We start from the raw sequence: 22,634 nt of genomic DNA, 5'->3' as shown, positions 1-22,634 counted from the left end.
CCCGCCCCTCTTACACGAGCGGGTGTTCATGCGCTTCGAGTTTGCCGATGCCCGGCGACACGTACAGCGTGAGCGCGCTCGACAATCCGCACAACAGCCAGAACACGAAGAACGACACGGTATAAACGGCCTCGTCTGATACCGTGATCTGCTCGCCAAAGAAGCTCAGGTCGGCCGGGTTCACGACCGCGAACACGACCAACTCGGCCAGCGCGGCGCACAGGAACGCCGGCCACAGGATCCACATCAGCAGCCGACGCTTCATCGAGCGCCTCCGCGAACGTCATGGACCGGCACCGCGACAGGCTTTTCGACGACGAGCCCGCGTCGCACCACGTTGTCGTGGATCACCGCATCCGGGTGCGATGCCGCCAGCCAGATGGTCACGCCGCAGCCGATCATGGCAACGAACGGGCCGGCCATCAGGAGCCACGGCCAGGGTTCGCGCCACCACGGCCGGGCGGACGAGGAAGATTGCGTTGCATGCATCGTTGCCTCCTGTTGAGATGCCGCCTCAGCGCGGCACGATGAAACTGGACGGCTCGCGCAGCACGAGGCTGTGGCTGTCATTGTCTGCGTGGATGACAAACTGAATCTTGTGTGAACCGGGAGCCGTGTCATCAGCCGGTCGGCGCACGCGCACCGGCAGCAGACGGTTGGCCGCGGGAGGCAGCACCAACGTGGTGGATTCCCCCCGAGCGCCCTGCACGTCGAGTTGCGGCAACCCTTCTGCGGCAATGGTCACGTGCAGCGGCTGCTCGGAAGCGTTCATCAATTGGAGGCGATAGACGTTCTCGATCTTGCCGCCATCCACTTCGCGCGCGAGCGCACCGCGATCGCGGATGACGTCCACCTTGAGCGGTTGACGCATGGCCAGCGCGGCAACAAAGCCGGCGACGAGCACCACCATGATGGTCGCGTACACCAGCACACGCGGGCGCAGCATGTACCGGCGAGCCTCCTTCGGGTTGAGCCCCTCGAGCATGGCCCGCTCAGACGTGTAGCGGATCAGGCCGCGCGGATAGCGCATCTTGTCCATGACCTGATCGCACGCGTCGATACAGGCACCACACCCGATGCACTCGTACTGCAAGCCCTGGCGGATGTCGATGCCGGTCGGACACACCTGCACGCAGATGCTGCAGTCAACGCACGAACCCAGGCCTTGCGCTGCAAAGTCGGCATTGCGCGAACGGCTGCCGCGCGGTTCGCCGCGCTGCGTGTCGTAGGTCACGACGTAGGTGTCGCGGTCGACCATCACGCTCTGGAAGCGTGCATACGGGCACATGTAGCGGCACACCTGCTCGCGCATAAAACCGGCATTGCCCCACGTGGCGAAGGCGTAGAACAGCATCCAGAACATTTGCCACGGCCCGAGCGAGAGCGTCCACACCTGCAGGCCCAGTTCGCGGATCGGCGTGAAGAAGCCGACGAAGGTGAAGCCCGTCCATAGCGCGATCAGCAGCCAGGCGGCGTGCTTGGCTGCCTTCAGGCGCAGCTTGCGCAGGCTCCAGCGCTCGCCGTCGAGCCGGATGCGGGCGAAGCGGTCGCCTTCGATGCGCCGCTCGATCCACATGAAGATTTCGGTGTAGACCGTCTGCGGACACGCATAACCGCAGAAGAGCCGCCCGGCCACCGCCGTAAACAGAAAGAGCCCCAGCGCGGACAGCACCAGCAGCACCGTCAGGTAGATCACGTCCTGCGGCCACAGCACGAGGCCGAACAGGTAGAACTTCCGTGCGCCCAGGTCGAACAGCACCGCTTGGCGGCCATTCCACTGGAACCACGGCAAGCCATAGAAGACGGCCTGCGTGGCGAGCACCAGCCAGACGCGCCAGCGGGCAAACGCCCCTGTCACCGCGCGCGGGTAGATCTTGCGCCTGACCTCATAGAGCATCTGCTCGGTCGGGCCTTCGTCTGCGCCCGCGGCTGCAGTGGCCGGCGCCATCGGGCGCCAGGCGGCTTCCCGATCGCTCATGGCCGTGCGCCCGCGCCCGTGTTCGACAGGCCCCACACGTAGGCGGCGAGCATGCGGATCTTTTCGGGGGACAGCAGGTTCTCGTGTGCCGGCATGGTGTTGCTGCGGCCCTTGAGGATGGTCTCGACGATGGTCGCTTCGGAACTGCCGTACAGCCACGTGCGGTCGGTCAGGTTGGGCGCGCCCAGTGCCTGGTTGCCCTTGCCGGTGGCCATGTGGCAGGCCGCGCAGACGGACTTGAACGTGGGCTCGCCGCGCGCTGCCTTGATCGGGTCGTACGACAGGCCCGAGAGCGAGCGCACATAGTTCGCCACATTCACCGCCTGGTTGGCATCGACCACACCAGCCAGCGACGGCATCGTGCCCTGCCGCCCCTTGGTGATCGTCGTCAGGATCGTGTCCGGATCGCCGCCGTACAGCCAGTCGTTGTCGGTCAGATTCGGGAAGCCCTTGGAGCCGCCGGCGTCGGAGCCGTGGCACTGCGCGCAGTTGTTCAGGAACAGGCGCTGGCCGATCTCGTGCGCCTGCGGGTCTGCGGCGATCTGCTTGATGTCCATGCTCGCGTAGCGCTCGTAGACGGGCCGTACCTGCGCATCGGCCGCGGCCCGATGCGCGGCCAGCTCGCCACGCGTGGAGAACCCGAGCACGCCGCCATAGGCACCGAGCCCTGGATAGAGGATCAGGTACGCCACGGCAAAGATGCACGACAGCAGGAACATCCACATCCACCAGCGCGGCAGCGGATTGTTCAGCTCGCGCAGGTCGCCGTCCCATACGTGACCGGTGTCGTCGCCCGCCTTCTGCCCCGGGGCGATCTGGATACGCCGCTGCGAGAACAGCAGCCACACGCACCACGCGATGCCCACCAGGGCTATCGCCGCGATGTAGTACCCCCAGAAATCGGAAATGAAGTCGCTCATGATTGGGTGTCCTTATTGACGCGGGTGCGACGCATCGATGCGCGCCCCGGCGACCTCAGCCTCATCAGGCAGCATGAAGGGCAGCATCGCCGATTCGGCATTGGCGGCGCGACGATGCGCCGAGAATGCCCACCAGGAGATGCCCACGAACAGCACCAGAAACACTGCCGTAGCGATTGCACTCAACATGGCCATGGTTTACTCCTTTGCCGCCACCGTGGACGGCGCGGCGGCTGCGGCCACATCGCCCACGTTGCGCAGTTCCACGCCGAGGCCCTGCAGATAGGCCACCACGGCGTCTTCCTCGGTCTTGCCGGCAAGCTGCTCGCGTGCACCGGCAATCTGCGCATCGGTGTACGGCACGCCAAGCTGGCGCAGCACATGCATCTTCGTTTCGATGTCGCGGTTGTCGAGCGGCGTCTTGGCAAGCCACGCGTACGACGGCATGTTCGACTCAGGCACCACCTCGCGCGGGTCGCGCAGGTGGATGCGATGCCAGTCGTCGGAATAGCGCTGGCCCACCCGCGCCAGATCCGGACCGGTACGCTTGGAGCCCCACAGGAACGGGTGATCGAACACCGATTCTCCGGCCAGCGAGTAGTGCCCGTAGCGCTCGGTCTCCGCACGCAGCGTGCGCACCTGCTGCGAGTGGCAGCCGACGCAGCCTTCGCGGATGTAGATGTCGCGCCCGGCCAGCCGCAGCGGCGAATACGGCGCGATGCCCTTGACCGGCTCGGTGGTCGAATGCTGGAAGAACAGCGGCACGATCTGCACGAGCCCGGCAATGCTGACGACGACGAGCGTCAGCGCGATCAGCAGACCGACGTTTTTCTCCAGTGTCTCGTGCGAGAAGAACTTCTTGGATGCGTTGCTCATGTTCGTCTCCTCACTGTGCCGCGACCAGCGGTGCCTGCGCGGGTTGAGGAATGGGTGCGTCGACCGCCTTGCTGCCCTGGATGGTCTTGAACACGTTGAAGGCCATCAGCAGCATGCCGCCGAGGAAGCACAGCCCCCCGAGCAAGCGGATCACGTAGAACGGATACGTTGCCTTCACCGCTTCGACAAAGCTGTAGGTGAGCGTACCGTCGGCCTCGGTGGCGCGCCACATCAGGCCCTGCATCACACCGGCAACCCACATGGCGGCGATGTAGAGCACCACGCCGATGGTCGCCACCCAGAAGTGCACTTCGATCAGGCGCGTGCTGTACATGCGCTGCTGGCCGAACAGGCGCGGAATCATGTAGTACATCGAGCCGATGGTGATCATCGCCACCCAGCCCAGCGCGCCGGAGTGCACGTGGCCGATGGTCCAGTCGGTGTAGTGCGACAGCGCGTTGACGGTCTTGATGGACATCATCGAGCCCTCGAACGTCGCCATGCCGTAGAACGACAGCGCCACCACCAGGAACTTGAGGATCGGATCGGTGCGCAGCTTGTGCCAGGCACCCGAGAGGGTCATGATCCCGTTGATCATGCCGCCCCACGACGGCGCCAGCAGAATCAGCGAGAACACCATGCCGAGCGATTGCGCCCAGTCCGGCAGCGCGGTGTACTGCAGGTGGTGCGGGCCTGCCCACATGTAGGTGAAGTTCAGCGCCCAGAAGTGCACGATCGACAGACGGTACGAATAGATCGGGCGCTCCGCCTGCTTGGGCACGAAGTAGTACATCATCCCGAGGAAGCTGGTGGTCAGGAAGAATCCCACCGCGTTGTGGCCGTACCACCACTGCACCATCGCGTCCTGCACGCCCGCATAGGCCGAATACGACTTCCACAGCGACACCGGCAGTTCTGCGTTGTTGACGATATGCAGCAGTGCAATCGTGATGATGTACGCGCCGAAGAACCAGTTCGCCACGTAGATGTGCTTGGTCTTGCGTTTGACGATGGTGCCGAAGAACACGATGGCATAGGCCACCCACACCACGGTGATGAGGATGTCGATGGGCCATTCCAGTTCGGCGTATTCCTTGGAACTGGTGATGCCCAGTGGCAGCGTGATGGCCGCTGCCAAGATCACCGCCTGCCAGCCCCAGAACGTGAACGCCGCGAGCTTGTCGGAAATCAGCCGCACCTGGCACGTGCGCTGCACGACGTAGTACGACGTGGCAAACAGCGCGCTGCCGCCAAACGCAAAGATGACGGCATTGGTATGCAGCGGACGCAGCCGGCCGTACGTCAGCCATGGCACGCCAAAATTCAGTTGCGGCCAGATCAACTGGGCCGCGATCAGCGCACCGACCGCCATCCCGACGATGCCCCACACGATCGTCATGATCGAGAACTGGCGCACTACGCGGTAATTGAAGGTCTGGGTGTGCCGCAACGCGCTGGACGATTCCATGCTTGCTCCCCAAGAGTGTTGGTGTAATACGACCATGTTAAGAAGCGGGCGGCCACCCGGCCTTGACGTGCATCAAGGCTGCGGGCCACGCGCTGTCAAGAAGTTCCATCTCGCGACACGGCGTCGCGCGCAGGCGTGTCGGGGTCGAGCAGGATCGATTCAGCGGGGGCCCGGAGGTCGTCGTACTGGCCGGAACCCACAGCCCACCACAGCGCACCGACGATCGCCGCCACCAGCATCAGCGAGAGCGGAATCAGCAGAAGCAGCGTTTCCATGAGCCCGCCTAAGCCGCGCGTGACAGGCGCCACGCGTTGAGCGCAACCAGTAGCGACGACACCGACATGCCGATGCCCGCAGCCAGCGGCGAGAGCCACCCGAGCGTGGCAAGCGGGATGCTGATCGCGTTGTAGGCGAACGCCCAGCCGAGGTTCTGGCGCACCACGCGCATGGTGCGGCGTCCGATCGATATGGCTTCACTGATGGCGACGAGGCGCGGCTCCGTCAGCACGGCGTCCGCGCCGGCCTGCGCGAGCGGCGCGCCCGAGCCGATCGCGATGGAGACCTGCGCCTGCGCGAGCAGCGGCGCATCGTTGATGCCGTCGCCCACGGCCAGCACGTGTGCGCCTCGCGCCTGCAGCCTGCGCACATAGGCACGCTTGTCTTCAGGGCTGGCACCGCCGACGGCATGGTCGATGCCAAGGCCGTTCGCCCACCACTGCACGGTTTGAGGCGAATCACCCGACACCAGATGCAGGCACAGCCCCTGCGCACGCAGCGCGTCGAGGCAGGCACGCGCATCGGCGCGCGGCACATCGGCCAGCGTGAAGCGCGCCAGCGGCAACCCGTCGCGGCCAAGCCAGACCGACGTGCACGCCGCATCGGGCGGTGCCTCCTGCATCGGCGGTTCGCAGCCATAGCGCAGCGAGCGCGGGGGCTCATCCGCATAACGCCGTGCCGCGAACGACCGCACACCCAAGCGCATCGTGCTGTCTCCGACACGGGCGTGGACGCCCTGTCCAGGCACGTTTGTCACTGCCGACACCTCGGGCTCGGCAGCCCATCCGGACGCGGCCGAGCGCAGCGATTGCGCGATCGGATGGTTTTCGGATTGCTCCATGGCCGCGGCTATCGCGAGGCACGATTCCGCATCGACGTCGGCGAAGGTCTCGATGCGCACCAGGCGCAGTCGGCCTTCGGTGAGCGTGCCTGTCTTGTCCAGCAGCACATCGGTGACGGCGGCGAGGTGTTCGATGGCGTGGCCGCGCGTGACCAGCACACCGCGCCGCGCCAGCGCTCCACTGGCTGCTGCCAGCGCAGAAGGCGTTGCCACCGACAGCGCACACGGACAACTCACCACCAGCACCGCCACCGTGACGGCAAACATGCGTGACGGGTCGATCCACCACCACGCCACTGCAGCCAACAGCGCCCAGCCGAGCACGACCGCCACAAAGCGCCCCGCTACCCGATCGGCGAGTTCCGCAATGCGCGGCTTGTCAGTCAACGCACGTTCGAGCAGATCGACAATCGCGGACAGGCGCGTCTGCGCTCCAACACGCCCCACGCGCACGCGAATGGCACTGGCCACGTTGTAGCTGCCGGCCAGCACCGTCGCACCGACATCGCGCGGTTGCGGCAGGCTTTCACCGGAGAGGAGCGATTCGTCGATCTCGGTAGCGCCCCGCTCAATGGCGCCGTCGGCCGGCAGGACTTCGCCGGCGCGCACTTCGACGCAATCGCCCGGCTGAAGCAGCGCCACCGGAATGGTCTCGAGGGCGCCTGTCGCCGCGTCGATCCGTCGGCACGTGGCCGGCAACTGGCGCACCAGCGCTTCGGCGCCGGACACTGCGCTCTGCCGGGCGCGCAGCTCGAGATAACGCGCCGCGAGCAGGAAGGCGACGAACATCGTCACCGAGTCGAAATACGTTTCACCGTGGCCGCGCACGGTGGCCAACACGCTCGCGCCAAAGGCGGCGCCGATGCCGAGCGCGACCGGCACATCCATGCCGACATGCGCGTGGCGGAGTTGCTGCCACGCACTGACGAACATCGGCCGCGCCGAAATCAGCATCACGGGCACCGTCAGCGCAAGGCTTGCCCACTGCATGAGGCGCGTCTGGCTAAGCGGAATATCGCTACCATGCAGATACACCGGCCACGCATACATCATCACCTGCATCATCCCGACCATGGCAATGCCCAGGCGGATCAGCAGGCTGCGGCGCTCACGGGCCTCGGCCGTGCGGCGCACCGAGGGCTGGTCCGGCCATGCCTCGTAACCGACGTCCGCAATGGCGGCAAACACGCTGGACAACTGCGTGGCGCCGGCATCGCAAACGATGCGCGCACGTTCCGTGGCGTAGTTCACGGTCACGTCACGCACGCCCTTCACCTGCGACAACGCACGCTCGATGAGCCAGACGCAGGCCGCGCAACGCATGCCGACCAGGACGAGAGCCAGTTCTTCCGTGCCATCAGCACGCGCACGCACGAAGCGTTCGCGCATGACCGGCAGATCATAGGTCGCCCACACGGCTTCGGCCTCGGTGCGGCGCTCGCCGTCGATCGGCTTGGCAAATGCGATGGGGCCGTCGTAGACGTGCCCCATGCCGGAGGCGTGCAGCGTCTGTGCGACGACCTGGCAGCCGGCGCAGCAGAAGTCGCGCCGCTGTCCGGCGATATCAGCGCGCAGCGGAGCCGCCCCTTCCAACGGCGCCGCACAGTGATAGCAAGCGACGCTCGAGGCCCCCGCAAGGCGAAGCGACCCTCCGCCATCGACCGGCAGGGAGGGGCTGGGGGCAAGGGTGGTCCTCATGATGAAGACCATGCTAGCGGGCCCCGGCGTGCTGGCCCTTGATGCGTATCAAGGCTTGTCGATTCAAGGCGTGGGAGCATTTGCGGCGATTACTGCACTCGCCGCGGCTGGTCACCCTCACGCAAGAATGAATCGGCGCCTATAGTAAAAAACTGCACCGGGCAAACAGGAGGGCGCGACGTGGCAACCGAATTCAGCCTGTACAACATCCACTGTGAATGGGGCGAGCACGGGGCCTCTGCCCTGGCGCCGCACTGCGACGCAGTCATCGTGGTCGACGTGCTGTCGTTCTGCACCTGTGTGGACGTCGCCGTGGCGCGCGGCGCACGTATCTATCCATACCCCTGGCGAGATGGCAGTGCAGAAACGTTTGCCCGGCGCGCCGGCGCCATGCTCGCGGGCAATAACCGGAGCCAGCCGGGCTATACGCTCTCGCCGGCGTCACTGCGTGGACTGCCGGCGGGCAGCAGCCTCGTCCTGCCGTCCCCCAACGGGGCAACGCTGGCGCTGGCCACGGGTTCCACGCCGACATTCGCGGGCTGCCTGCGCAATGCGCGCGCAGTGGCGGAAGCCGCTTCGCGCCTGGGCCGGCGCGTGGCGGTCGTCGCTTCGGGCGAGCGCTGGGCGGACGGCAGTCTGCGCCCAGCCCTTGAAGACTGGCTCGCAGCCGGGGCCATCGTGCATCACCTGTCGGAAACGGTGGCGGGCTTCCTGCCGCAGGCGCTGTCGCCCGAGGCGCTGGCGGCGCGCGCGATCTACCGTGAAGCATCGCAGACCGGCATGATCAAGACGTGGCTGCTCGATTCGGTGTCCGGCCGCGAACTGTGCGAACGCGGCTTTGCAGAAGACGTGACCATCGCTGCGCAGACCGACGTGAGCGACGTCGCGCCGATGCTCGTGGAAGGCGCATTCCGCAACGTAAACCGCAAGACCGAGCGCGCGCCGCAAGATTTCTTTGGCGCGAGCCTGCGCCCGGCCCCGGTGCCGCCGTCGCACCGCAATCCGCCGCTGCCGCACTGACCGGCCGGCACGCGGCGGCGGAGGTGCCGTCAGGTCAGTGACGTATCGATGTCGCGCCGCGGCGACTCGAGGTATTCGCGCGACTGCATCTCGATGATGCGCGAGACAGTGCGATGGAACTCGTGGGCCATCTGGCCCTCGGTGTACAGCTCGTCGGCGGGCACCTCGGCCGACATCAGCAGCTTGACCTTGTGGTCGTAGAACACGTCGATCAGCCAGGTGAAGCGGCGCGCCTCGGACGCCATGCGCGGCGTCATCTTCGGCACATCGGCCAGGATGACGGTGTGAAAGCGCGAGGCGATCTCCAGATAGTCGTTCTGCGAGCGCGGCCCGCCACACAGCGTGGCGAAATCGAACCACACCACGCCTCCCGCCTTGCGCTGGGCGCGGATTTCGCGATGTTCGATATGCAGTACCGGCGATTCGTCCGGCACTTCGGCCACGGCGGCAAACGCATCGCGCAGCGCCGAGTTGGCCTTGGCGCCCAGCGGGGTGTGATACGCCTGCACCTGCTCCATCGCGCGCTTGCGGTAGTCGACGCCGGCGTCGACGTTCAGGATGTCGAGCTTCTCCTGCAGCAGCGCAATCGCGGGCAGGACGCGTTCGCGGTGCAGCCCGTCGGGGTACAGCTGGTCAGGCCGATAGTTCGACGTCATCACGAACTGCACGCCGTTGGCGAACAACTGGTCCAGCAAGCGGTGCAGGATCATTGCATCGGCCACATCGCTGACGTGGAACTCATCGAAGCAGATCAGCCGGTACCGCTTTGCGATGCGGCGTGCGAGTTCGTCCAGTGGATCGGCGCGACCGCGCAGCTCCTCCAGCTGACGATGCACCTCGCGCATGAACTCGTGAAAGTGCAGCCGCGTCTTGCGCACCACGGGCACGCAGCTGTAGAACGCGTCCATCAGGAACGACTTGCCGCGCCCCACCCCGCCCCACATGTAGACGCCGCGCGGCAGGTCCGGACGCACCAGCATCTTGCGCAGGGCATTCGAGCGCCGAGCCTTGTAGGCGACCCATTCGTCGTAGCACTGCTGCAGGCGATCGACGGCACGCTGCTGCGCCTCGTCGGGCTGGTAGCCCCGTGCCTTCAGTTCCTGTCGGTAGGTTTCCTGGACGTTCATCTGCTTGAAAGTGCGTAGCGCCGGCCTTTTAGCGGCTCAAATGGACCGATGCCCGGCATCTTGTGGATGACCGGGCACCGTGTGCTCGCCTGGCGGCGTGCGATTACATGTTGAGCTGACGCTTGTCGACGGCCAGCGCGGCTTCGCGCATCACTTCCGACATCGACGGGTGCGGGTGGCAGATGCGGCCGATGTCTTCCGACGCAGCCTTGAACTCCATCGCCACCACAGCTTCGGCGATCAGGTCCGACGCGTTGGCGCCGATCACGTGCACGCCCAGGATCTCATCGGTCTTCGCATCGGCGATGACCTTGACGAAGCCATCGGATGCGCCCATGCCCAGCGCACGGCCGTTGGCCATGAACGGGAACTGGCCGGCCTTGATCTCGCGGCCCTCGGCCTTGAGCTGCTGCTCCGTCTTGCCGACCCATGCGATTTCCGGGTACGTGTAGATGACCCACGGAATGCAGTTGTAGTCGATGTGGGGCTTCTGGCCGACGATGCGCTCGGCGACCGCCACGCCTTCGTCTTCAGCCTTGTGCGCCAGCATCGGGCCGCGCACCACGTCACCGATCGCCCACACGTTGGGCAGCTTGGTCGCGCAGTGGTCGTCCACCTCGATGAAGCCGCGTTGGTCCGTCGCCAGGCCGATCGCTTCCAGACCCAGGTTGTCGGTGTTCGGCACGCGGCCGATCGAGACGATCAGCTTGTCGCACTCCAGCACCTGCGCAGCGCCGGCGGCGTCGGTGTAGTTGACCTTCACGCCCTTGGCGGAGGATTCGATCTCGCCAACCTTCACGCCGACGTTGATCTTCAGGCCCTGCTTGGTCAGCAGCTTGTTGGCTTCCTTGGCTACGGATTCGTCCGCCGCACCGAGGAAGCTCGGCAGCGCTTCGAGGATCGTCACTTCGGCACCCAGACGGCGCCACACCGAGCCCAGCTCCAGGCCGATCACGCCAGCGCCGATCACGCCCAGCTTCTTCGGCACTTCGGCAAACTTCAACGCGCCTTCGTTGTCGGCGATGGTCACGTTGTCCACCGGCACGTTCGGCAGGTGGCGCGCCTTCGAGCCCGTGGCGATGATCACGTGCTTGGCAGTCACGACTTCCGTGCCGGCCTTGCCCGCGATCTCGACCTGGTAGCCGGCGTCGGTCTTGCCGACGAACTTGCCGTAGCCCTTGAGCAGCGTCACCTTGTTCTTGCGGAACAGGAACTCGATGCCCTTGGTCATCTTGCCGACGATGTCGTCCTTGCGCTTGAGCATCTTGGCCACGTCGACCTTGACGCCGTCCACCGTGATGCCGTGGTCGGCCAGGTGGTGGTTCACGTTCTCGAATTCTTCGGACGAGGCCAGCAGCGCCTTGGACGGAATACAGCCCACGTTCAGGCACGTGCCGCCCAGACGCGGCTCGCTCTTCGGATCGTCATAGGCGTTGCCTTCGCAGCACGCCACGTTCAGGCCCAGCTGGCCAGCGCGGATGGCGGCGATGTAGCCGCCGGGGCCGGCGCCGATCACCAGCACGTCAAATTGTTTGCTCATGGAGAAATCCTTTGGTCCGTCGTTTCCACTCAAGCGGAAACGTCAACAATCGGTTTCAACCTGTTCACGTCCGTTGCGAGCGGCCCGAAGTTGATCCGAGACGTGCAACCGTACATGGGTACGGTGAACATCGCAGGTTCAAGATCGGGTCGCGCAACAGGACCGTGGGCAGGTTTACAGATCCAGCAGCAGGCGGGCCGGGTCTTCCAGCGCTTCCTTCATCGCCACCAGGCCCAGCACGGCTTCGCGGCCGTCGATGATGCGGTGGTCGTACGACATGGCGAGGTAGTTGATCGGACGGATCACGACCTGGCCGTTCTCGACCACCGGGCGCTCCTTGGTAGCGTGCACGCCCAGGATGGCCGATTGCGGCGGGTTGATGATCGGGGTGGAGAGCATCGAGCCGAACGTACCGCCGTTCGAGATCGAGAACGTGCCGCCGGTCAGGTCGTCCAGCGTCAGCTTGCCGTCCTTGGCCTTCTGGCCGAATTCGGCGATCTTCTTTTCGATGTCGGCCAGGCTCATCTGGTCGGCATTGCGCAGGATGGGCACCACCAGGCCGCGCGGCGAGCCGACCGCGATACCGATGTCGAAGTAGCCGTGGTAGACGATGTCGTTGCCGTCCACCGAGGCGTTGAGGATCGGGTACTTCTTCAGCGCGTGGACAGCCGCCTTCACGAAGAACGACATGAAGCCCAGCTTCACGCCGTGGGTCTTCTCGAACTGGTCCTTGAACTTGGCTCGCAGGTCCATCACCGGCTTCATGTTGACTTCGTTGAAGGTGGTGAGGATTGCGTTGGTCGACTGCGACTGGATCAGGCGCTCGGCAATACGGGCGCGCAGGCGGCTCATCGGCACGCGCTCTTCCGGACGGTCGCCCAGGGCAGCGAAGTCCACGGGCGCGGCCACTTGCTGCAGCGCCGGACGTGCGGCTTGCGGAGCCGCGGCAGCAGCCGGCTTGGCGCCACCGGCCACGGCACCCAGCACGTCGCCCTTGGTGATGCGGCCATCGCGGCCCGTGCCGGCCACCTGGCCAGCCGACAGGTTGTTCTCGGCCATCAGCTTGGCGGCCGACGGCATGGCCACGCCACCCGTGGCTGCGGCAGCCGGTGCCGGCGCAGCGGCGGCCGGAGCCGGTGCAGCTGCTGCAGGCGCCGGTGCGGCGGCGGCCGGGGCGGCAGCGCCAGCCTTGCCTTCGGTGTCGATCTTGGCCAGCAGCTGCTCCGACGTGACGGTCGCGCCGTCCGCCACCAGCACCTCGGCCAGCACGCCAGCGGCCGGCGCCGGCACTTCCAGCACGACCTTGTCGGTTTCGACTTCGATCAGGATTTCGTCCTGGGCCACGGCTTCGCCCGGCTTCTTCTTCCAGGAGATCAGCGTGCCTTCTTCAACGGACTCGGAAAACTGCGGGACCTTGACATCAACGATAGCCATTTCAGTGGTTCCTTGGATTCATGTGCGCGCGCTCGATTGCATTTGCGACGCGGCGCTTCTATTCGGTAAACGGTGAAATCGGGAGTGGAGATGCGCCAAGGTGACAGCCGAAGCTGCCGCCCTGGTGCGCGCGTCGCTTACTTGGTCAGCACGAAGCCCTTGAGCTTGGCGAATGCTGCGTCGATCAGCGCCTTCTGCTGCTCGTTGTGCTTCGCGTAGTACCCCACTGCCGGCGATGCAGAGGCCGGGCGGCCCGCGTAGCCCAGCTTCTGACCTTCTGTCATGTTTTCCATGATGTAGTGCTGCACGAAGAACCAGGCGCCCTGGTTCTGCGGCTCGTCCTGGCACCACACCACCTCGGTCAGGTTCGGGTATTTTTTCAGCTCAGCCGCGAACGCCTTGTGCGGGAACGGATAGAGCTGTTCCACGCGGATGATCGCGGTGTCGGTCAGGCCACGCTCCTTGCGGGCGTTGACGAGGTCGTAGTAGACCTTGCCCGAGCATGCGACCACGCGCTTGACCTTGGCCGCGTTCAGGTCTTCGGCCGTGTCGCCGATGACCGTCTCGAAGTGGCCCTTGGCCAGGTCCGACAGCGGCGAGACGGCATCCTTGCTGCGCAGCAGCGACTTCGGCGTCAGGATGATCAGCGGCTTGCGGAACAGGCGGATCATCTGGCGACGCAGCAGGTGGAAAATCTGCGCCGGCGTGGTCGGCTGCACCACTTGCATGTTGTGGTCTGCGCAGAGCTGCAGGTAGCGCTCCAGGCGCGCCGAGCTGTGCTCCGGGCCTTGGCCTTCATAGCCGTGCGGGAGCATCAGCGTCAGGCCCGAGGCGCGGCCCCACTTCACTTCACCCGACGAGATGAACTGGTCGATGACGACCTGCGCACCGTTGGCGAAGTCACCGAACTGGGCTTCCCAGATGACGAGTGCATTCGGCTCGGCCGTCGAGTAGCCGTACTCGAAGCCCATCACGGCTTCTTCGGACAGCACCGAGTCGATCACGGTGAACGGTGCCTGGTTGTCCGACACATTCTGCAGCGGGACGTACGTACCGGCATCCCAGCGCTCGCGGTTCTGGTCGTGCAGCACAGCGTGGCGGTGCGTGAACGTACCGCGGCCGGCATCCTGGCCGGTGATGCGCACCGGGTAGCCCGATGCCACCAGCGACGCAAAGGCGAGGTGTTCGCCCATGCCCCAGTCCAGCGGCAGCTCGCCCTTGCCCATCTTGGCGCGGTTGTTGACGACGTTCTCCACCAGCGGGTGCAGCTTGAACTGCTCGGGGATCGTGGTGATGCGCTCGGCCAGGCGCTTCAGCTCGGCCATCGGCACGGCGGTGTCGGCGGCATCCGTCCACTTGCGGTTCAGGAACGGCATCCAGTCCACGGCGAACTTGTTCTTGAAGTTCGACAGGACCGGGTCGACCGTGTGCTTGCCGGCGTCCATGGCGGCGCGGTATTCCTGCACCAGCGCGTCCGGCTCTTCCGGCTTCAGCGTGTTCTGCGTGACGAGCTTGTCTGCGTACAGCTTGCGCGTGCCGGGGTGCTGGCCGATCTTCTTGTACATCAGCGGCTGCGTCATTGCCGGCGTGTCCTGCTCGTTGTGGCCGAGCTTGCGGTAGCAGATGATGTCGACCGCCACGTCCTTCTTGAACTCAGTGCGGAAGTCGATGGCCAGTTGCATGGCCAGCACGACGGCTTCCGGATCGTCGCCGTTCACGTGCAGCACCGGCGCCTCGATCATCTTGACGACGTCGGTGCAGTACAGCGTCGAGCGCGAATCGCGCGGGTCCGACGTCGTGAAACCGATCTGGTTATTGATGACGATGTGGATCGTGCCGCCCGTGCCGTAACCGCGCGTCTGGGCGAGGTTCAGCGTTTCCATCACGACGCCTTGGCCGGCGAAGGCCGCGTCACCGTGCACCTGCACGGCCAGCACCTGCTCGCCGGTCTTGTCGCCGCGGCGCTCCTGGCGCGCCTTGACGGAGCCTTCCACGACAGGGTTGACGATTTCCAGGTGCGACGGGTTGAACGCCAGCGACAGGTGCACGGGGCCGCCCGGCGTGGTCACGTCGCTCGAGAAGCCCTTGTGGTACTTCACGTCGCCGGCCGGCAAGTCGTCCACGTGCTTGCCTTCGAATTCGGCAAACAGGTCGGCCGGCATCTTGCCGAGCGTGTTGACCAGCACGTTCAGACGGCCGCGGTGGGCCATGCCGATGACGATTTCCTGAACGCCCTTGGCACCGGCGTGCTGGATCAGTTCGTCCATCGCCGCGATGAAGCTCTCGCCGCCTTCGAGCGAGAAGCGCTTCTGGCCGACGTACTTGGTATGGAGGAAGCGCTCGAGGCCTTCGGCGGCCGTCAGGCGTTCCAGGATGTGCTTCTTCTTTTCAGCCGAGAAGGTCGGCTTGGAGCGGATCGACTCCAGGCGCTCCTGCCACCAGCGCTTCTGCGCCTGGTCGCTGATGTACATGAACTCGGCGCCAATGGAGCCGCAGTAGGTTTCGCGCAGGTTGTTGATCAGCTCGCGCAGGCTCATCGACTCCTTGCCGAAATACGTGTTGCTGGCATTGAAGATGATGTCCTGGTCGGCTTCGGTAAAGCCGTAGAAAGCGGGGTCGAGGTCCGGAACCGGCGGGCGCTCCTGGCGCTTGAGCGGATCCAGGTCGGCCCAGCGCAGGCCCACGTTGCGGTACGCGGCAACCAGCTGCGTCGCGGCCACGCGCTTGCGGCCCATGTCGGAGTCGGCAGAGGCGACGATCGTGCGGATCGGGCCTTGCTTGGCGCGCTCGGCAAACGACGTGATGATCGGGGCGTGGGGGATATCCCGGGCGTTCGAGCCGTCGACGGCGGGGACGTTCTGCAGCGCATCGAAATAGGCGCGCAGTGCCTCGCTAACGGACGTGGGATCTTGCAGATACGCTTCGTACTGGTCTTCAACGTAGGCGGCATTGCCACCGGACAGGTACGAGGTGTCCAGGTACTGCTTGTACAGCTCAGTCATGGGGCGCTCACTTTTCTCCGGGTCTGCCGGAGTTCAGCGGGTTCATCAACCTTCCGCGACACGGCTTGACCGGTTAGCGGATCGCAAACTTTGAATCGCCTGAAATCACCTGGTCGGACCGGATCTCGCGTGGCGGGAAGGAGGGACCGAGACAGCTTTTACAGACAAGTTGTGCGGGAAGGACCTAAGTCTTCACGGACAGGAAGCATAGCACGTTTATGATCAATATTCCGGTTCTTTGACGCGACAATGAAACGTTGCTTTATCGCGTCGAAAGCATGACTTTGATCACATTCCGGCCGGCGAGATGCGGTCCACCCAATCGGTGATCAATCCGTCCAGTCCGGCGCTCCACAGCCGCTGCGCGCGGTCGACGTCGTTGACGGTGTAGCAACAGACGCGGAAGCCTGCCGCGTGGGCCTGCGCGATGATCTCCGGCGTCAGTTCGCGGTGGTTGGCGTCGAGCGCCACGCAATCGAGGGCACGCAGGCGAGCCAGCCAATCCGCTGGCAGCTTGTCGAGCAGCAGCGCACGCGGCAGTTCCGGCGCGGCATCGCGCGCGGCGGCCAACGCCTCTTCCGAGAATGACGACAGCAGCGGCGGCACGTCCGCGCCCGCCCACAGCACGCGGGCATCGAGCGCAACCGCCGCCCCCGTGCGCCATTCCGCGCCCGGCACCGGCTTGATCTCGATGTTGGCGAGCAAGCCGTTGGCGCGCAGATAGCGTGCGATGGCCGCAAGCGTCGGCACCGGCTCGCCGGCGTAGGCAGCGCTATGCCAGCCGCCGGCGTCCAGCTGGACGATCTGGTCGAGCGTGAACGCATCGAGCCGGCCGGTGCCGCTGGTGGTGCGATCCAGCGTCGCGTCGTGCAACAGCACCGCAACGCCGTCGCCCGACAGCTTCACGTCGAACTCGAACATGCGGTAGCCGAAGGAGGCGCCGTGGCGGAACGCGGCCAGCGTGTTTTCCGGCGCGAGCTTGCCTGCGCCACGGTGCGCGATCGCGCGCGGATACGGCCAAGCCGGCAAGGGGCACACGTCGCTCATGCCAGGGCCTCGATGCGGCGCGTCGTCTGCGGGTCGAACCAGTGCAGGTGATCGGCCGAGGCCGTGATCGGCAGCTTGTCGCCTGCCTTCACCGTCGCGTGCGGTTCCAGGCGCACGACGATCGGGTGCCCGGCCAGGGAGCCGTACGCGAACGCATCGGCGCCCAGCGCTTCCACCACGCGCACATCGACGAAGGCGATGGCCTGATCCGCCGAGCATGGCTCGATATGCTCCGGACGCAGGCCCATCAGCGCACGCTCGGGCAGGTGCAAGCCCATCGGCAGGTGGCCCAGCGTTGCCGCGGCATCACCCTCCTTCGCGCCATCCACGCGGATCTGCGTGCCGCCGCCGGCATGGCGTGACACGGGCACCAGGTTCATCGGCGGCGAACCGATGAAGCCTGCCACGAACGTGCTCGCGGGGCGCGAATACACCTCCAGCGGCGTGCCGATCTGCTCGACGCGGCCAGCGTTGAGCACCATCATGCGGTCGGCCAGCGTCATGGCTTCGACCTGGTCGTGCGTGACGTACAGGCTGGTGGTGCGCAGGCGGCGGTGAAGCTCCTTGAGCTCCAGGCGCATCTGCACGCGCAGCTTGGCGTCGAGGTTGGAGAGTGGCTCGTCGAACAGAAACACCGCCGGCTCACGCACGATCGCACGGCCCATGGCCACACGCTGGCGCTGGCCGCCAGAGAGCTGCCGCGGCTTGCGATCGAGGAGCTTGCCAAGTTCGAGAATGCCCGCGGCCTGCTCCACACGGGCTTGAATATCGGCCTTGGGCAAGCCGCGGATCTTCAGCCCATATGCCATGTTGTCGAACACGCTCATGTGCGGATACAGCGCGTAGTTCTGGAACACCATCGCGATGTCGCGCTCGGCCGGTTCCAGTTCGTTGACCACGCGGTCGCCGATCCACACCTCGCCGCCGGTGATGGGCTCCAGGCCCGCCACCATGCGCAGGAGCGTGGACTTGCCGCAGCCCGAGGGGCCGACGATGACGATGAATTCACCATCGCCGATTTCCATGTCGATGCCGTGCACGACCTGGAGGTTGGCGTAGTGCTTCTGGACGTTGCGTAGAGACAGTTTTGCCATCTTGAGTCTTCGATTCTCTTATTTCTCGGTTTCCACCAGGCCCTTCACAAACCACCGCTGCATGCCGATCACCACGGCCGCAGGCGGCAGCATGGCGAGCATCACGACGGCCATTAGCAGGTTCCAGTCGGTGGCGGAATCGCCGGAGCGCGAGATCATCTGCGTCACGCCCAGCACGATCGGCGTCATGTTCTTTTCCGTCGTGATGAGCAGCGGCCAGAGGTACTGGTTCCAGCCGTAGATGAACTGGATCACGAACAGCGCCGCGATGCTCGTGCGCGAGAGCGGCAGGACCACGTCCCAGAAGAACTTGAGCGGGCCGGCGCCGTCGATGCGCGCGGCTTCTGCAAGCTCGTCCGGAATGGTGAGGAAGAACTGCCGGAACAGGAACGTGGCCGTCGCCGATGCGATGATCGGAATCGTCAGGCCGAAGTAGCTGTTCAGCATGCCGAGGTCGGACACGACCTTGTATGTCGGCAGGATGCGCACTTCCACCGGCAGCATCAGCGTGACGAAGATCAGCCAGAAGAAGGTCTTGCGCAGCGGAAAGCGGAAGTAGACGATCGCGAAGGCGGAGATGATGGAGATCGCGATCTTCCCGAGCGAGATGCCCAGCGCCATGATGAGGCTGTTCATCAGCATGGTGCCGACCGGCGTGGCGGAGTTGCCCATGCCGTGCGTGAGCACTTCGCTGTAGTTGTCGATGAGGTGCGGACCGGGAATCAGCGTCATCGGCGCCTGCAGCACGTCTTCGGCCGTCAGCGACGAGGCGACGAAGACCACATACACCGGAAACGCCACGACGATCACGCCCAGGATCAGCACGACGTGGGTGAGGAAGTCCAGGAATGGACGGCGTTCGATCATGAAGTGTGCCCTCCTTTCAGTATTGGACTTTGCGTTCAACGTAGCGGAACTGCACGATCGTCAGCACGATCACCAGCACCATCAGGATCACCGACTGCGCCGCCGAGCCACCGATGTCCAGCCCGCGCACGCCGTCCTGGTACACCTTGAAGACGAGCGTCTCGGTCGCCTTGAACGGGCCGCCCTGCGTGACCGAATCGATGATGGCGAAGGTATCGAAGAACGCATACACGACGTTTACGACCATCAGGAAGAACGTGGTCGGCGAGAGCAGCGGAAAGATGATCGACCAGAAGCGCCTCCATGGCCCGGCACCGTCGATGGCCGCTGCCTCGATCAGCGATTTGGGGATGCTCTGCAGCCCGGCCAGGAAGAACAGGAAGTTGTAGCTGATCTGCTTCCACGCCGCGATGATGACCACGAGCAGCAGCGCCTGGTTGCCGTTGAGCACGAAGTTCCAGTCCACGCCCATCTTGCGGATGACGAACGACACGATCCCCAGCGACGGGTTGAACAGGAAGCTCCAGAGCACGCCCGCCACGGCCGGCGCAATCGCATACGGCCAGATCAGCAGCGTCTTGTAGAACGTGGCCCCACGCAGCGCGCGGTCGGCAAAGTACGCCAGCGCCAGCGAGGTCCCGAGCCCGACCAGCGTCACGCCGATGGCAAACACCGCCGTGGTCTTGAACGAGCCGAGATAGTTCGGGTCGGCAATGAGGTCGTGGAAGTTCTCCAGCCCGACAAACTCGAGGTTGATGCCGAAGGCGTCCTGGCGCAGCAGCGACTGATACAGCGCCTGCCCTGCGGGCCAGAAGAAGAACACCAGGGTGATGACGATCTGCGGGGCCACCAGCGCATACGGCAGCCAGCGCGATCGGAAAACGACGCGTTTTTCCATGCGACATTCCAAAAACGCACCGCCGGCCTGCTGCTAGCAAGGCCGGCGGTTGACGACAAGCGCAGGGCTGCGCTTATTCCTTGACGGTCTTCTCGAAGCGGGCGAGCAGCTCGTTGCCGCGGGCAACGGCTGCGTCCAGCGCTTCCTTCGGCTGCTTCTTGCCGGCCCAGACGGCTTCCAGCTCCTCGTCGATCACCTGACGGATCTGAGGGAAGTTGCCCAAGCGGATGCCGCGCGACTTGTCGGTCGTCTTGACGATCATCTGTTTGACGGCTACGTCGGCGCCGGGATTCTTGTCGTAGTAGCCCGACTTCTTCGTCAGCTCATACGCTTCCAGCGTCACGGGCAGATAGCCCGTCGACTGGTGCCAGTCGGCTTGCACTTCCGGACGGGACAGGTACGTGAAGAATTTCGCCACGCCCTTGTACTCCTCGGCCTTGTGGCCGCCCATCACCCACAGCGAAGCGCCGCCGATGATCGTGTTCTGCGGGGCACCCGCCACGCCGGCTTCGTACGGAAGCGGCGCGGGGCTGAAGCTGAACTTGGCGTTCTTGCGGATGTTCGCCAGCGCCGCGGACGAACCCGTGTGCATGGCGCACTCGCCGGCGATGAACTTCGCCTTCGGCTCGTCCTTGCGGCCGGCGTAGGTGAAGTAGCCCTTCTTCTGCATGTCCAGCAGGTTCTCGATGTGCTTGATCTGCACCGGCCCGTTGAAGTTCAGGCGAGCCTTTGCACCACCAAAGCCGTTGTTCTCCGTGGCGAACGACACGTTGTGCCACGCCGAGAAGCTCTCCAGATGCACCCACGACTGCCAGTCCGTCGTGTAGCCGCAGGAGTAGCCGGCCGCCTTCAGCTTGGCTGCGTCGATGGCCACTTCCTGCCACGTTGCGGGCGGCTTGTTCGGGTCAAGGCCGGCCTTCTTGAAGGCGTCCTTGTTGTAATACATGATCGTCGTCGAGCTGTTGAACGGGAACGACAGCATCTCGCCCTTGCTCGACGTGTAATAACCCGCCACGGCCGGCACGTAGGCCTTCGGGTCGAACTTCTCGCCGGCGTCCTTCATGATCTTGGCGACCGGCACGATGGCGCCCTTGGCGTTCATCATCGTTGCGGTACCGACCTCGAACACCTGCAGGATGGCCGGTGCATTGCCGGCGCGGAAGGCCGCGATGCCCGCAGCCAGCGATTCATCGTACTGGCCCTTGTAGACCGGCACGACCTTGTAGTCGGACTGGCTCGCGTTGAACTTGTTGGCGATCTCATTCACCTTGTCGTTCAAGGCGCCTTCCATCGAATGCCACCACTGGATTTCCGTCACTGCGTACGCGCCTTGCGCAAACGTACACGCGGCCAGCACTGCCGCCGCCCCCGCAATCCTTTTGATCGTCATTGTTTCTCCTGTATTACGACGTTCTGGCGGGCTGCCTCGCTCCGCCCCACGGCGCGCCGACTCTAAACGAACGGTCGGACACTTTTATGACAGCGGGATGTTACGTCTCTTTCTGTCACAAAGACATCGGGAAATCCCTCCAAAGCTTGCCGACAAAGCGCCGTTAGAATGGATTGAAGGCAATCTTTCCCCGCTTTTTTTGCACTTGCAGCATGCTCGCTCCGCCCACCACACCTGCCGCCCCCGACTCGCCTGAAACCGCGCCGGTCCTTGCCGTACGGCGCGTTCCGCTACCGCTGCGCCAGCTTCCCGATGATGCACTGCGCAATATCGTCGGCGTCTTCACCGACGTGGACGGCACGCTGACAACGCGGGGCAAGCTCCCCGCGCTGACGTACTCCGCGCTCGAGCGACTGCACCGCGCCGGCATCAAGGTTGTACCTGTGACGGGGCGTTCGATCGCGTGGTGCGAGGTCATTGCGCGGCTGTGGCCCGTCGATGCGGTGATCGGCGAGAACGGCGCGTTCGCCATGCGCGTCGATTCGCGCGGGCACCTCGCCACCGATTTCGTCGACGATGCCCAGACGCGCGCACGCAATCTCGAGCGCATCCGCGAGGTGGGCGCGGAGATCCGGCGCGCGGTACCGGGCTCGGCGCTGGCGTCGGACCAGGCGTGGCATGCCGCGGATCTCGCCGTCGACCATGCGGAGCAAGTCCCGCCGCTGCCCCCGCACGCCGTGCAGCACATCGTCGACATCATGCGCACGCACGGCATGCATGCAACGGTGAGCTCGATCCACGTCAACGGCTGGTTCGGCAAGCACGACAAGCTCAGCGCCAGCGTGTCGCTCGCGCGCCGCGCATTCGGCATGGACCTGCACGTCGAGCGCGAACGCTGGGTGTTCGTGGGCGACTCGGCCAACGATGCGGCGATGTTCGAGTTCTTTCCGCTCTCCGTGGGCGTGGCCAACGTGGTCGACGTGATGGATCACCTGCCGATGCCGCCCGCCTACCTCACCGTGGCCGAAGGCGGCGGCGGTTTCGCTGAAGTGGCGGAGCGCATTCTTGCCGCGCGGCCGCCATCCCTGCCCGCGCCGCGCGCCTGACCACTCCTGCGTTCCCTGCCGCACGCGGCACGGTGCTTGCGCCGACATTGGG

The 22,634-nt window shown here is 65.1% G+C and carries 20 protein-coding genes; 2 read left to right on the top strand and 18 right to left on the bottom strand.

Translation table 11 applies throughout. The features are described 5' to 3' along the window. Positions 1 to 10: 10 nt before the first annotated feature. The 9 genes from TK49_RS10545 to TK49_RS10505 all read right to left on the bottom strand — a co-directional run bounded on the left by TK49_RS10545 (position 11) and on the right by TK49_RS10505 (position 8,057). Entirely contained in the window at positions 11 to 265 is a 255-nt protein-coding gene (locus TK49_RS10545; protein WP_045786647.1) for a hypothetical protein, read from the bottom strand. Next, the gene (locus TK49_RS10540) at positions 262 to 489 is read right to left on the bottom strand and encodes a FixH family protein (protein ID WP_045786646.1); all 228 of its coding nucleotides are present in this window, start codon (positions 487 to 489) and stop codon (positions 262 to 264) included. Before TK49_RS10540 ends, TK49_RS10545 begins: the two co-directional genes overlap by 4 nt. Before the next feature lie 25 nt (positions 490 to 514). Beyond that, positions 515 to 1,978 carry a cytochrome c oxidase accessory protein CcoG gene (gene ccoG / locus TK49_RS10535; RefSeq protein WP_045786645.1) on the bottom strand — a complete coding sequence of 488 codons (1,464 nt, stop codon included), beginning with the start codon at positions 1,976 to 1,978 and terminating at the stop codon, positions 515 to 517. Continuing rightward, positions 1,975 to 2,898 carry a cytochrome-c oxidase, cbb3-type subunit III gene (gene ccoP / locus TK49_RS10530; protein ID WP_045786644.1) on the bottom strand — a complete coding sequence of 308 codons (924 nt, stop codon included), beginning with the start codon at positions 2,896 to 2,898 and terminating at the stop codon, positions 1,975 to 1,977. The genes ccoG and ccoP overlap by 4 nt, the downstream gene beginning before the upstream one ends. Before the next feature lie 12 nt (positions 2,899 to 2,910). Next, on the bottom strand, positions 2,911 to 3,093 hold the full coding sequence (locus tag TK49_RS10525) for a cbb3-type cytochrome oxidase subunit 3 (RefSeq protein WP_045786643.1): 183 nt from the start codon (positions 3,091 to 3,093) through the stop codon (positions 2,911 to 2,913). Positions 3,094 to 3,096: 3 nt separating this feature from the next. After that, positions 3,097 to 3,774 carry a cytochrome-c oxidase, cbb3-type subunit II gene (gene ccoO, locus TK49_RS10520; protein WP_045786642.1) on the bottom strand — a complete coding sequence of 226 codons (678 nt, stop codon included), beginning with the start codon at positions 3,772 to 3,774 and terminating at the stop codon, positions 3,097 to 3,099. Between the two features lie 10 nt (positions 3,775 to 3,784). Further along, complete coding sequence (gene ccoN, locus TK49_RS10515; RefSeq protein ID WP_045786641.1) at positions 3,785 to 5,242, bottom strand: cytochrome-c oxidase, cbb3-type subunit I; 1,458 nt, start codon at positions 5,240 to 5,242, stop codon at positions 3,785 to 3,787. 95 nt (positions 5,243 to 5,337) lie between these two features. Then, positions 5,338 to 5,517 carry a cbb3-type cytochrome oxidase assembly protein CcoS gene (gene ccoS, locus TK49_RS10510; RefSeq protein WP_045786640.1) on the bottom strand — a complete coding sequence of 60 codons (180 nt, stop codon included), beginning with the start codon at positions 5,515 to 5,517 and terminating at the stop codon, positions 5,338 to 5,340. Between the two features lie 8 nt (positions 5,518 to 5,525). Further along, positions 5,526 to 8,057 (bottom strand): heavy metal translocating P-type ATPase, encoded by a 2,532-nt coding sequence (locus tag TK49_RS10505; RefSeq protein WP_045787839.1) that lies wholly within the window; start codon positions 8,055 to 8,057, stop codon positions 5,526 to 5,528. Positions 8,058 to 8,237: 180 nt separating this feature from the next. On the opposite strand from TK49_RS10505, the gene TK49_RS10500 reads away from it, so the two are divergent. Then, positions 8,238 to 9,077 carry a 2-phosphosulfolactate phosphatase gene (locus TK49_RS10500; RefSeq protein WP_045786639.1) on the top strand — a complete coding sequence of 280 codons (840 nt, stop codon included), beginning with the start codon at positions 8,238 to 8,240 and terminating at the stop codon, positions 9,075 to 9,077. Positions 9,078 to 9,106: 29 nt separating this feature from the next. Here TK49_RS10500 and zapE read toward each other — a convergent pair whose 3' ends face one another. The 9 genes from zapE to ugpB all read right to left on the bottom strand — a co-directional run bounded on the left by zapE (position 9,107) and on the right by ugpB (position 21,476). Then, the gene (gene zapE / locus TK49_RS10495; protein WP_045786638.1) at positions 9,107 to 10,204 is read right to left on the bottom strand and encodes a cell division protein ZapE; all 1,098 of its coding nucleotides are present in this window, start codon (positions 10,202 to 10,204) and stop codon (positions 9,107 to 9,109) included. Positions 10,205 to 10,307: 103 nt separating this feature from the next. Beyond that, positions 10,308 to 11,744 (bottom strand): dihydrolipoyl dehydrogenase, encoded by a 1,437-nt coding sequence (gene lpdA / locus TK49_RS10490; RefSeq protein WP_045786637.1) that lies wholly within the window; start codon positions 11,742 to 11,744, stop codon positions 10,308 to 10,310. A 174-nt stretch (positions 11,745 to 11,918) separates the two neighbouring features. Next, a complete protein-coding gene (gene odhB, locus TK49_RS10485) occupies positions 11,919 to 13,178 on the bottom strand; it encodes a 2-oxoglutarate dehydrogenase complex dihydrolipoyllysine-residue succinyltransferase (protein WP_045786636.1) in 1,260 nt (419 codons plus the stop codon). A gap of 137 nt (positions 13,179 to 13,315) precedes the next feature. Further along, on the bottom strand, positions 13,316 to 16,180 hold the full coding sequence (locus TK49_RS10480) for a 2-oxoglutarate dehydrogenase E1 component (RefSeq protein WP_082062819.1): 2,865 nt from the start codon (positions 16,178 to 16,180) through the stop codon (positions 13,316 to 13,318). A 288-nt stretch (positions 16,181 to 16,468) separates the two neighbouring features. Then, the gene (gene ugpQ / locus TK49_RS10475; protein WP_045786635.1) at positions 16,469 to 17,227 is read right to left on the bottom strand and encodes a glycerophosphodiester phosphodiesterase; all 759 of its coding nucleotides are present in this window, start codon (positions 17,225 to 17,227) and stop codon (positions 16,469 to 16,471) included. Next, complete coding sequence (locus TK49_RS10470) at positions 17,224 to 18,321, bottom strand: sn-glycerol-3-phosphate import ATP-binding protein UgpC (protein ID WP_045786634.1); 1,098 nt, start codon at positions 18,319 to 18,321, stop codon at positions 17,224 to 17,226. The genes ugpQ and TK49_RS10470 overlap by 4 nt, the downstream gene beginning before the upstream one ends. An 18-nt stretch (positions 18,322 to 18,339) precedes the next feature. Next, complete coding sequence (ugpE, locus tag TK49_RS10465) at positions 18,340 to 19,188, bottom strand: sn-glycerol-3-phosphate ABC transporter permease UgpE (protein WP_045786633.1); 849 nt, start codon at positions 19,186 to 19,188, stop codon at positions 18,340 to 18,342. A gap of 16 nt (positions 19,189 to 19,204) precedes the next feature. Continuing rightward, positions 19,205 to 20,086, bottom strand: coding sequence for a sn-glycerol-3-phosphate ABC transporter permease UgpA (gene ugpA, locus TK49_RS10460; RefSeq protein WP_045786632.1), 882 nt, complete (start codon positions 20,084 to 20,086; stop codon positions 19,205 to 19,207). Positions 20,087 to 20,159: 73 nt separating this feature from the next. Continuing rightward, a complete protein-coding gene (gene ugpB, locus TK49_RS10455; protein WP_045786631.1) occupies positions 20,160 to 21,476 on the bottom strand; it encodes a sn-glycerol-3-phosphate ABC transporter substrate-binding protein UgpB in 1,317 nt (438 codons plus the stop codon). A gap of 212 nt (positions 21,477 to 21,688) precedes the next feature. Between ugpB and TK49_RS10450 the strand changes: the two genes are divergently transcribed. Continuing rightward, positions 21,689 to 22,582, top strand: coding sequence for an HAD family hydrolase (locus TK49_RS10450; RefSeq protein ID WP_045786630.1), 894 nt, complete (start codon positions 21,689 to 21,691; stop codon positions 22,580 to 22,582). Positions 22,583 to 22,634 lie beyond the last annotated feature (52 nt).

The sequence above is a fragment of the Ralstonia mannitolilytica genome, from assembly GCF_000954135.1.
GTDB classification, from domain to species: Bacteria; Pseudomonadota; Gammaproteobacteria; order Burkholderiales; family Burkholderiaceae; genus Ralstonia; species Ralstonia mannitolilytica.
This window is presented reverse-complemented; position numbering and strand designations above follow the sequence as displayed.

What these genes read in the sequence shown, in the direction of transcription:
- ccoO (WP_045786642.1), bottom strand. Translation starts at nt 3,774, where the DNA reads ATGAGCAACGCATCCAAGAAGTTCTTCTCGCACGAGACACTGGAGAAA.
- lpdA (WP_045786637.1), bottom strand. Translation starts at nt 11,744, where the DNA reads ATGAGCAAACAATTTGACGTGCTGGTGATCGGCGCCGGCCCCGGCGGC.
- TK49_RS10505 (WP_045787839.1), bottom strand. Translation starts at nt 8,057, where the DNA reads ATGAGGACCACCCTTGCCCCCAGCCCCTCCCTGCCGGTCGATGGCGGA.
- TK49_RS10450 (WP_045786630.1), top strand. Translation starts at nt 21,689, where the DNA reads ATGCTCGCTCCGCCCACCACACCTGCCGCCCCCGACTCGCCTGAAACC.
- TK49_RS10525 (WP_045786643.1), bottom strand. Translation starts at nt 3,093, where the DNA reads ATGGCCATGTTGAGTGCAATCGCTACGGCAGTGTTTCTGGTGCTGTTC.
- TK49_RS10540 (WP_045786646.1), bottom strand. Translation starts at nt 489, where the DNA reads ATGCATGCAACGCAATCTTCCTCGTCCGCCCGGCCGTGGTGGCGCGAA.
- ugpQ (WP_045786635.1), bottom strand. Translation starts at nt 17,227, where the DNA reads ATGAGCGACGTGTGCCCCTTGCCGGCTTGGCCGTATCCGCGCGCGATC.
- TK49_RS10470 (WP_045786634.1), bottom strand. Translation starts at nt 18,321, where the DNA reads ATGGCAAAACTGTCTCTACGCAACGTCCAGAAGCACTACGCCAACCTC.
- odhB (WP_045786636.1), bottom strand. Translation starts at nt 13,178, where the DNA reads ATGGCTATCGTTGATGTCAAGGTCCCGCAGTTTTCCGAGTCCGTTGAA.
- zapE (WP_045786638.1), bottom strand. Translation starts at nt 10,204, where the DNA reads ATGAACGTCCAGGAAACCTACCGACAGGAACTGAAGGCACGGGGCTAC.
- ccoS (WP_045786640.1), bottom strand. Translation starts at nt 5,517, where the DNA reads ATGGAAACGCTGCTTCTGCTGATTCCGCTCTCGCTGATGCTGGTGGCG.
- ccoP (WP_045786644.1), bottom strand. Translation starts at nt 2,898, where the DNA reads ATGAGCGACTTCATTTCCGATTTCTGGGGGTACTACATCGCGGCGATA.
- TK49_RS10545 (WP_045786647.1), bottom strand. Translation starts at nt 265, where the DNA reads ATGAAGCGTCGGCTGCTGATGTGGATCCTGTGGCCGGCGTTCCTGTGC.
- ccoN (WP_045786641.1), bottom strand. Translation starts at nt 5,242, where the DNA reads ATGGAATCGTCCAGCGCGTTGCGGCACACCCAGACCTTCAATTACCGC.
- ccoG (WP_045786645.1), bottom strand. Translation starts at nt 1,978, where the DNA reads ATGAGCGATCGGGAAGCCGCCTGGCGCCCGATGGCGCCGGCCACTGCA.
- TK49_RS10480 (WP_082062819.1), bottom strand. Translation starts at nt 16,180, where the DNA reads ATGACTGAGCTGTACAAGCAGTACCTGGACACCTCGTACCTGTCCGGT.
- ugpA (WP_045786632.1), bottom strand. Translation starts at nt 20,086, where the DNA reads ATGGAAAAACGCGTCGTTTTCCGATCGCGCTGGCTGCCGTATGCGCTG.
- ugpE (WP_045786633.1), bottom strand. Translation starts at nt 19,188, where the DNA reads ATGATCGAACGCCGTCCATTCCTGGACTTCCTCACCCACGTCGTGCTG.
- ugpB (WP_045786631.1), bottom strand. Translation starts at nt 21,476, where the DNA reads ATGACGATCAAAAGGATTGCGGGGGCGGCGGCAGTGCTGGCCGCGTGT.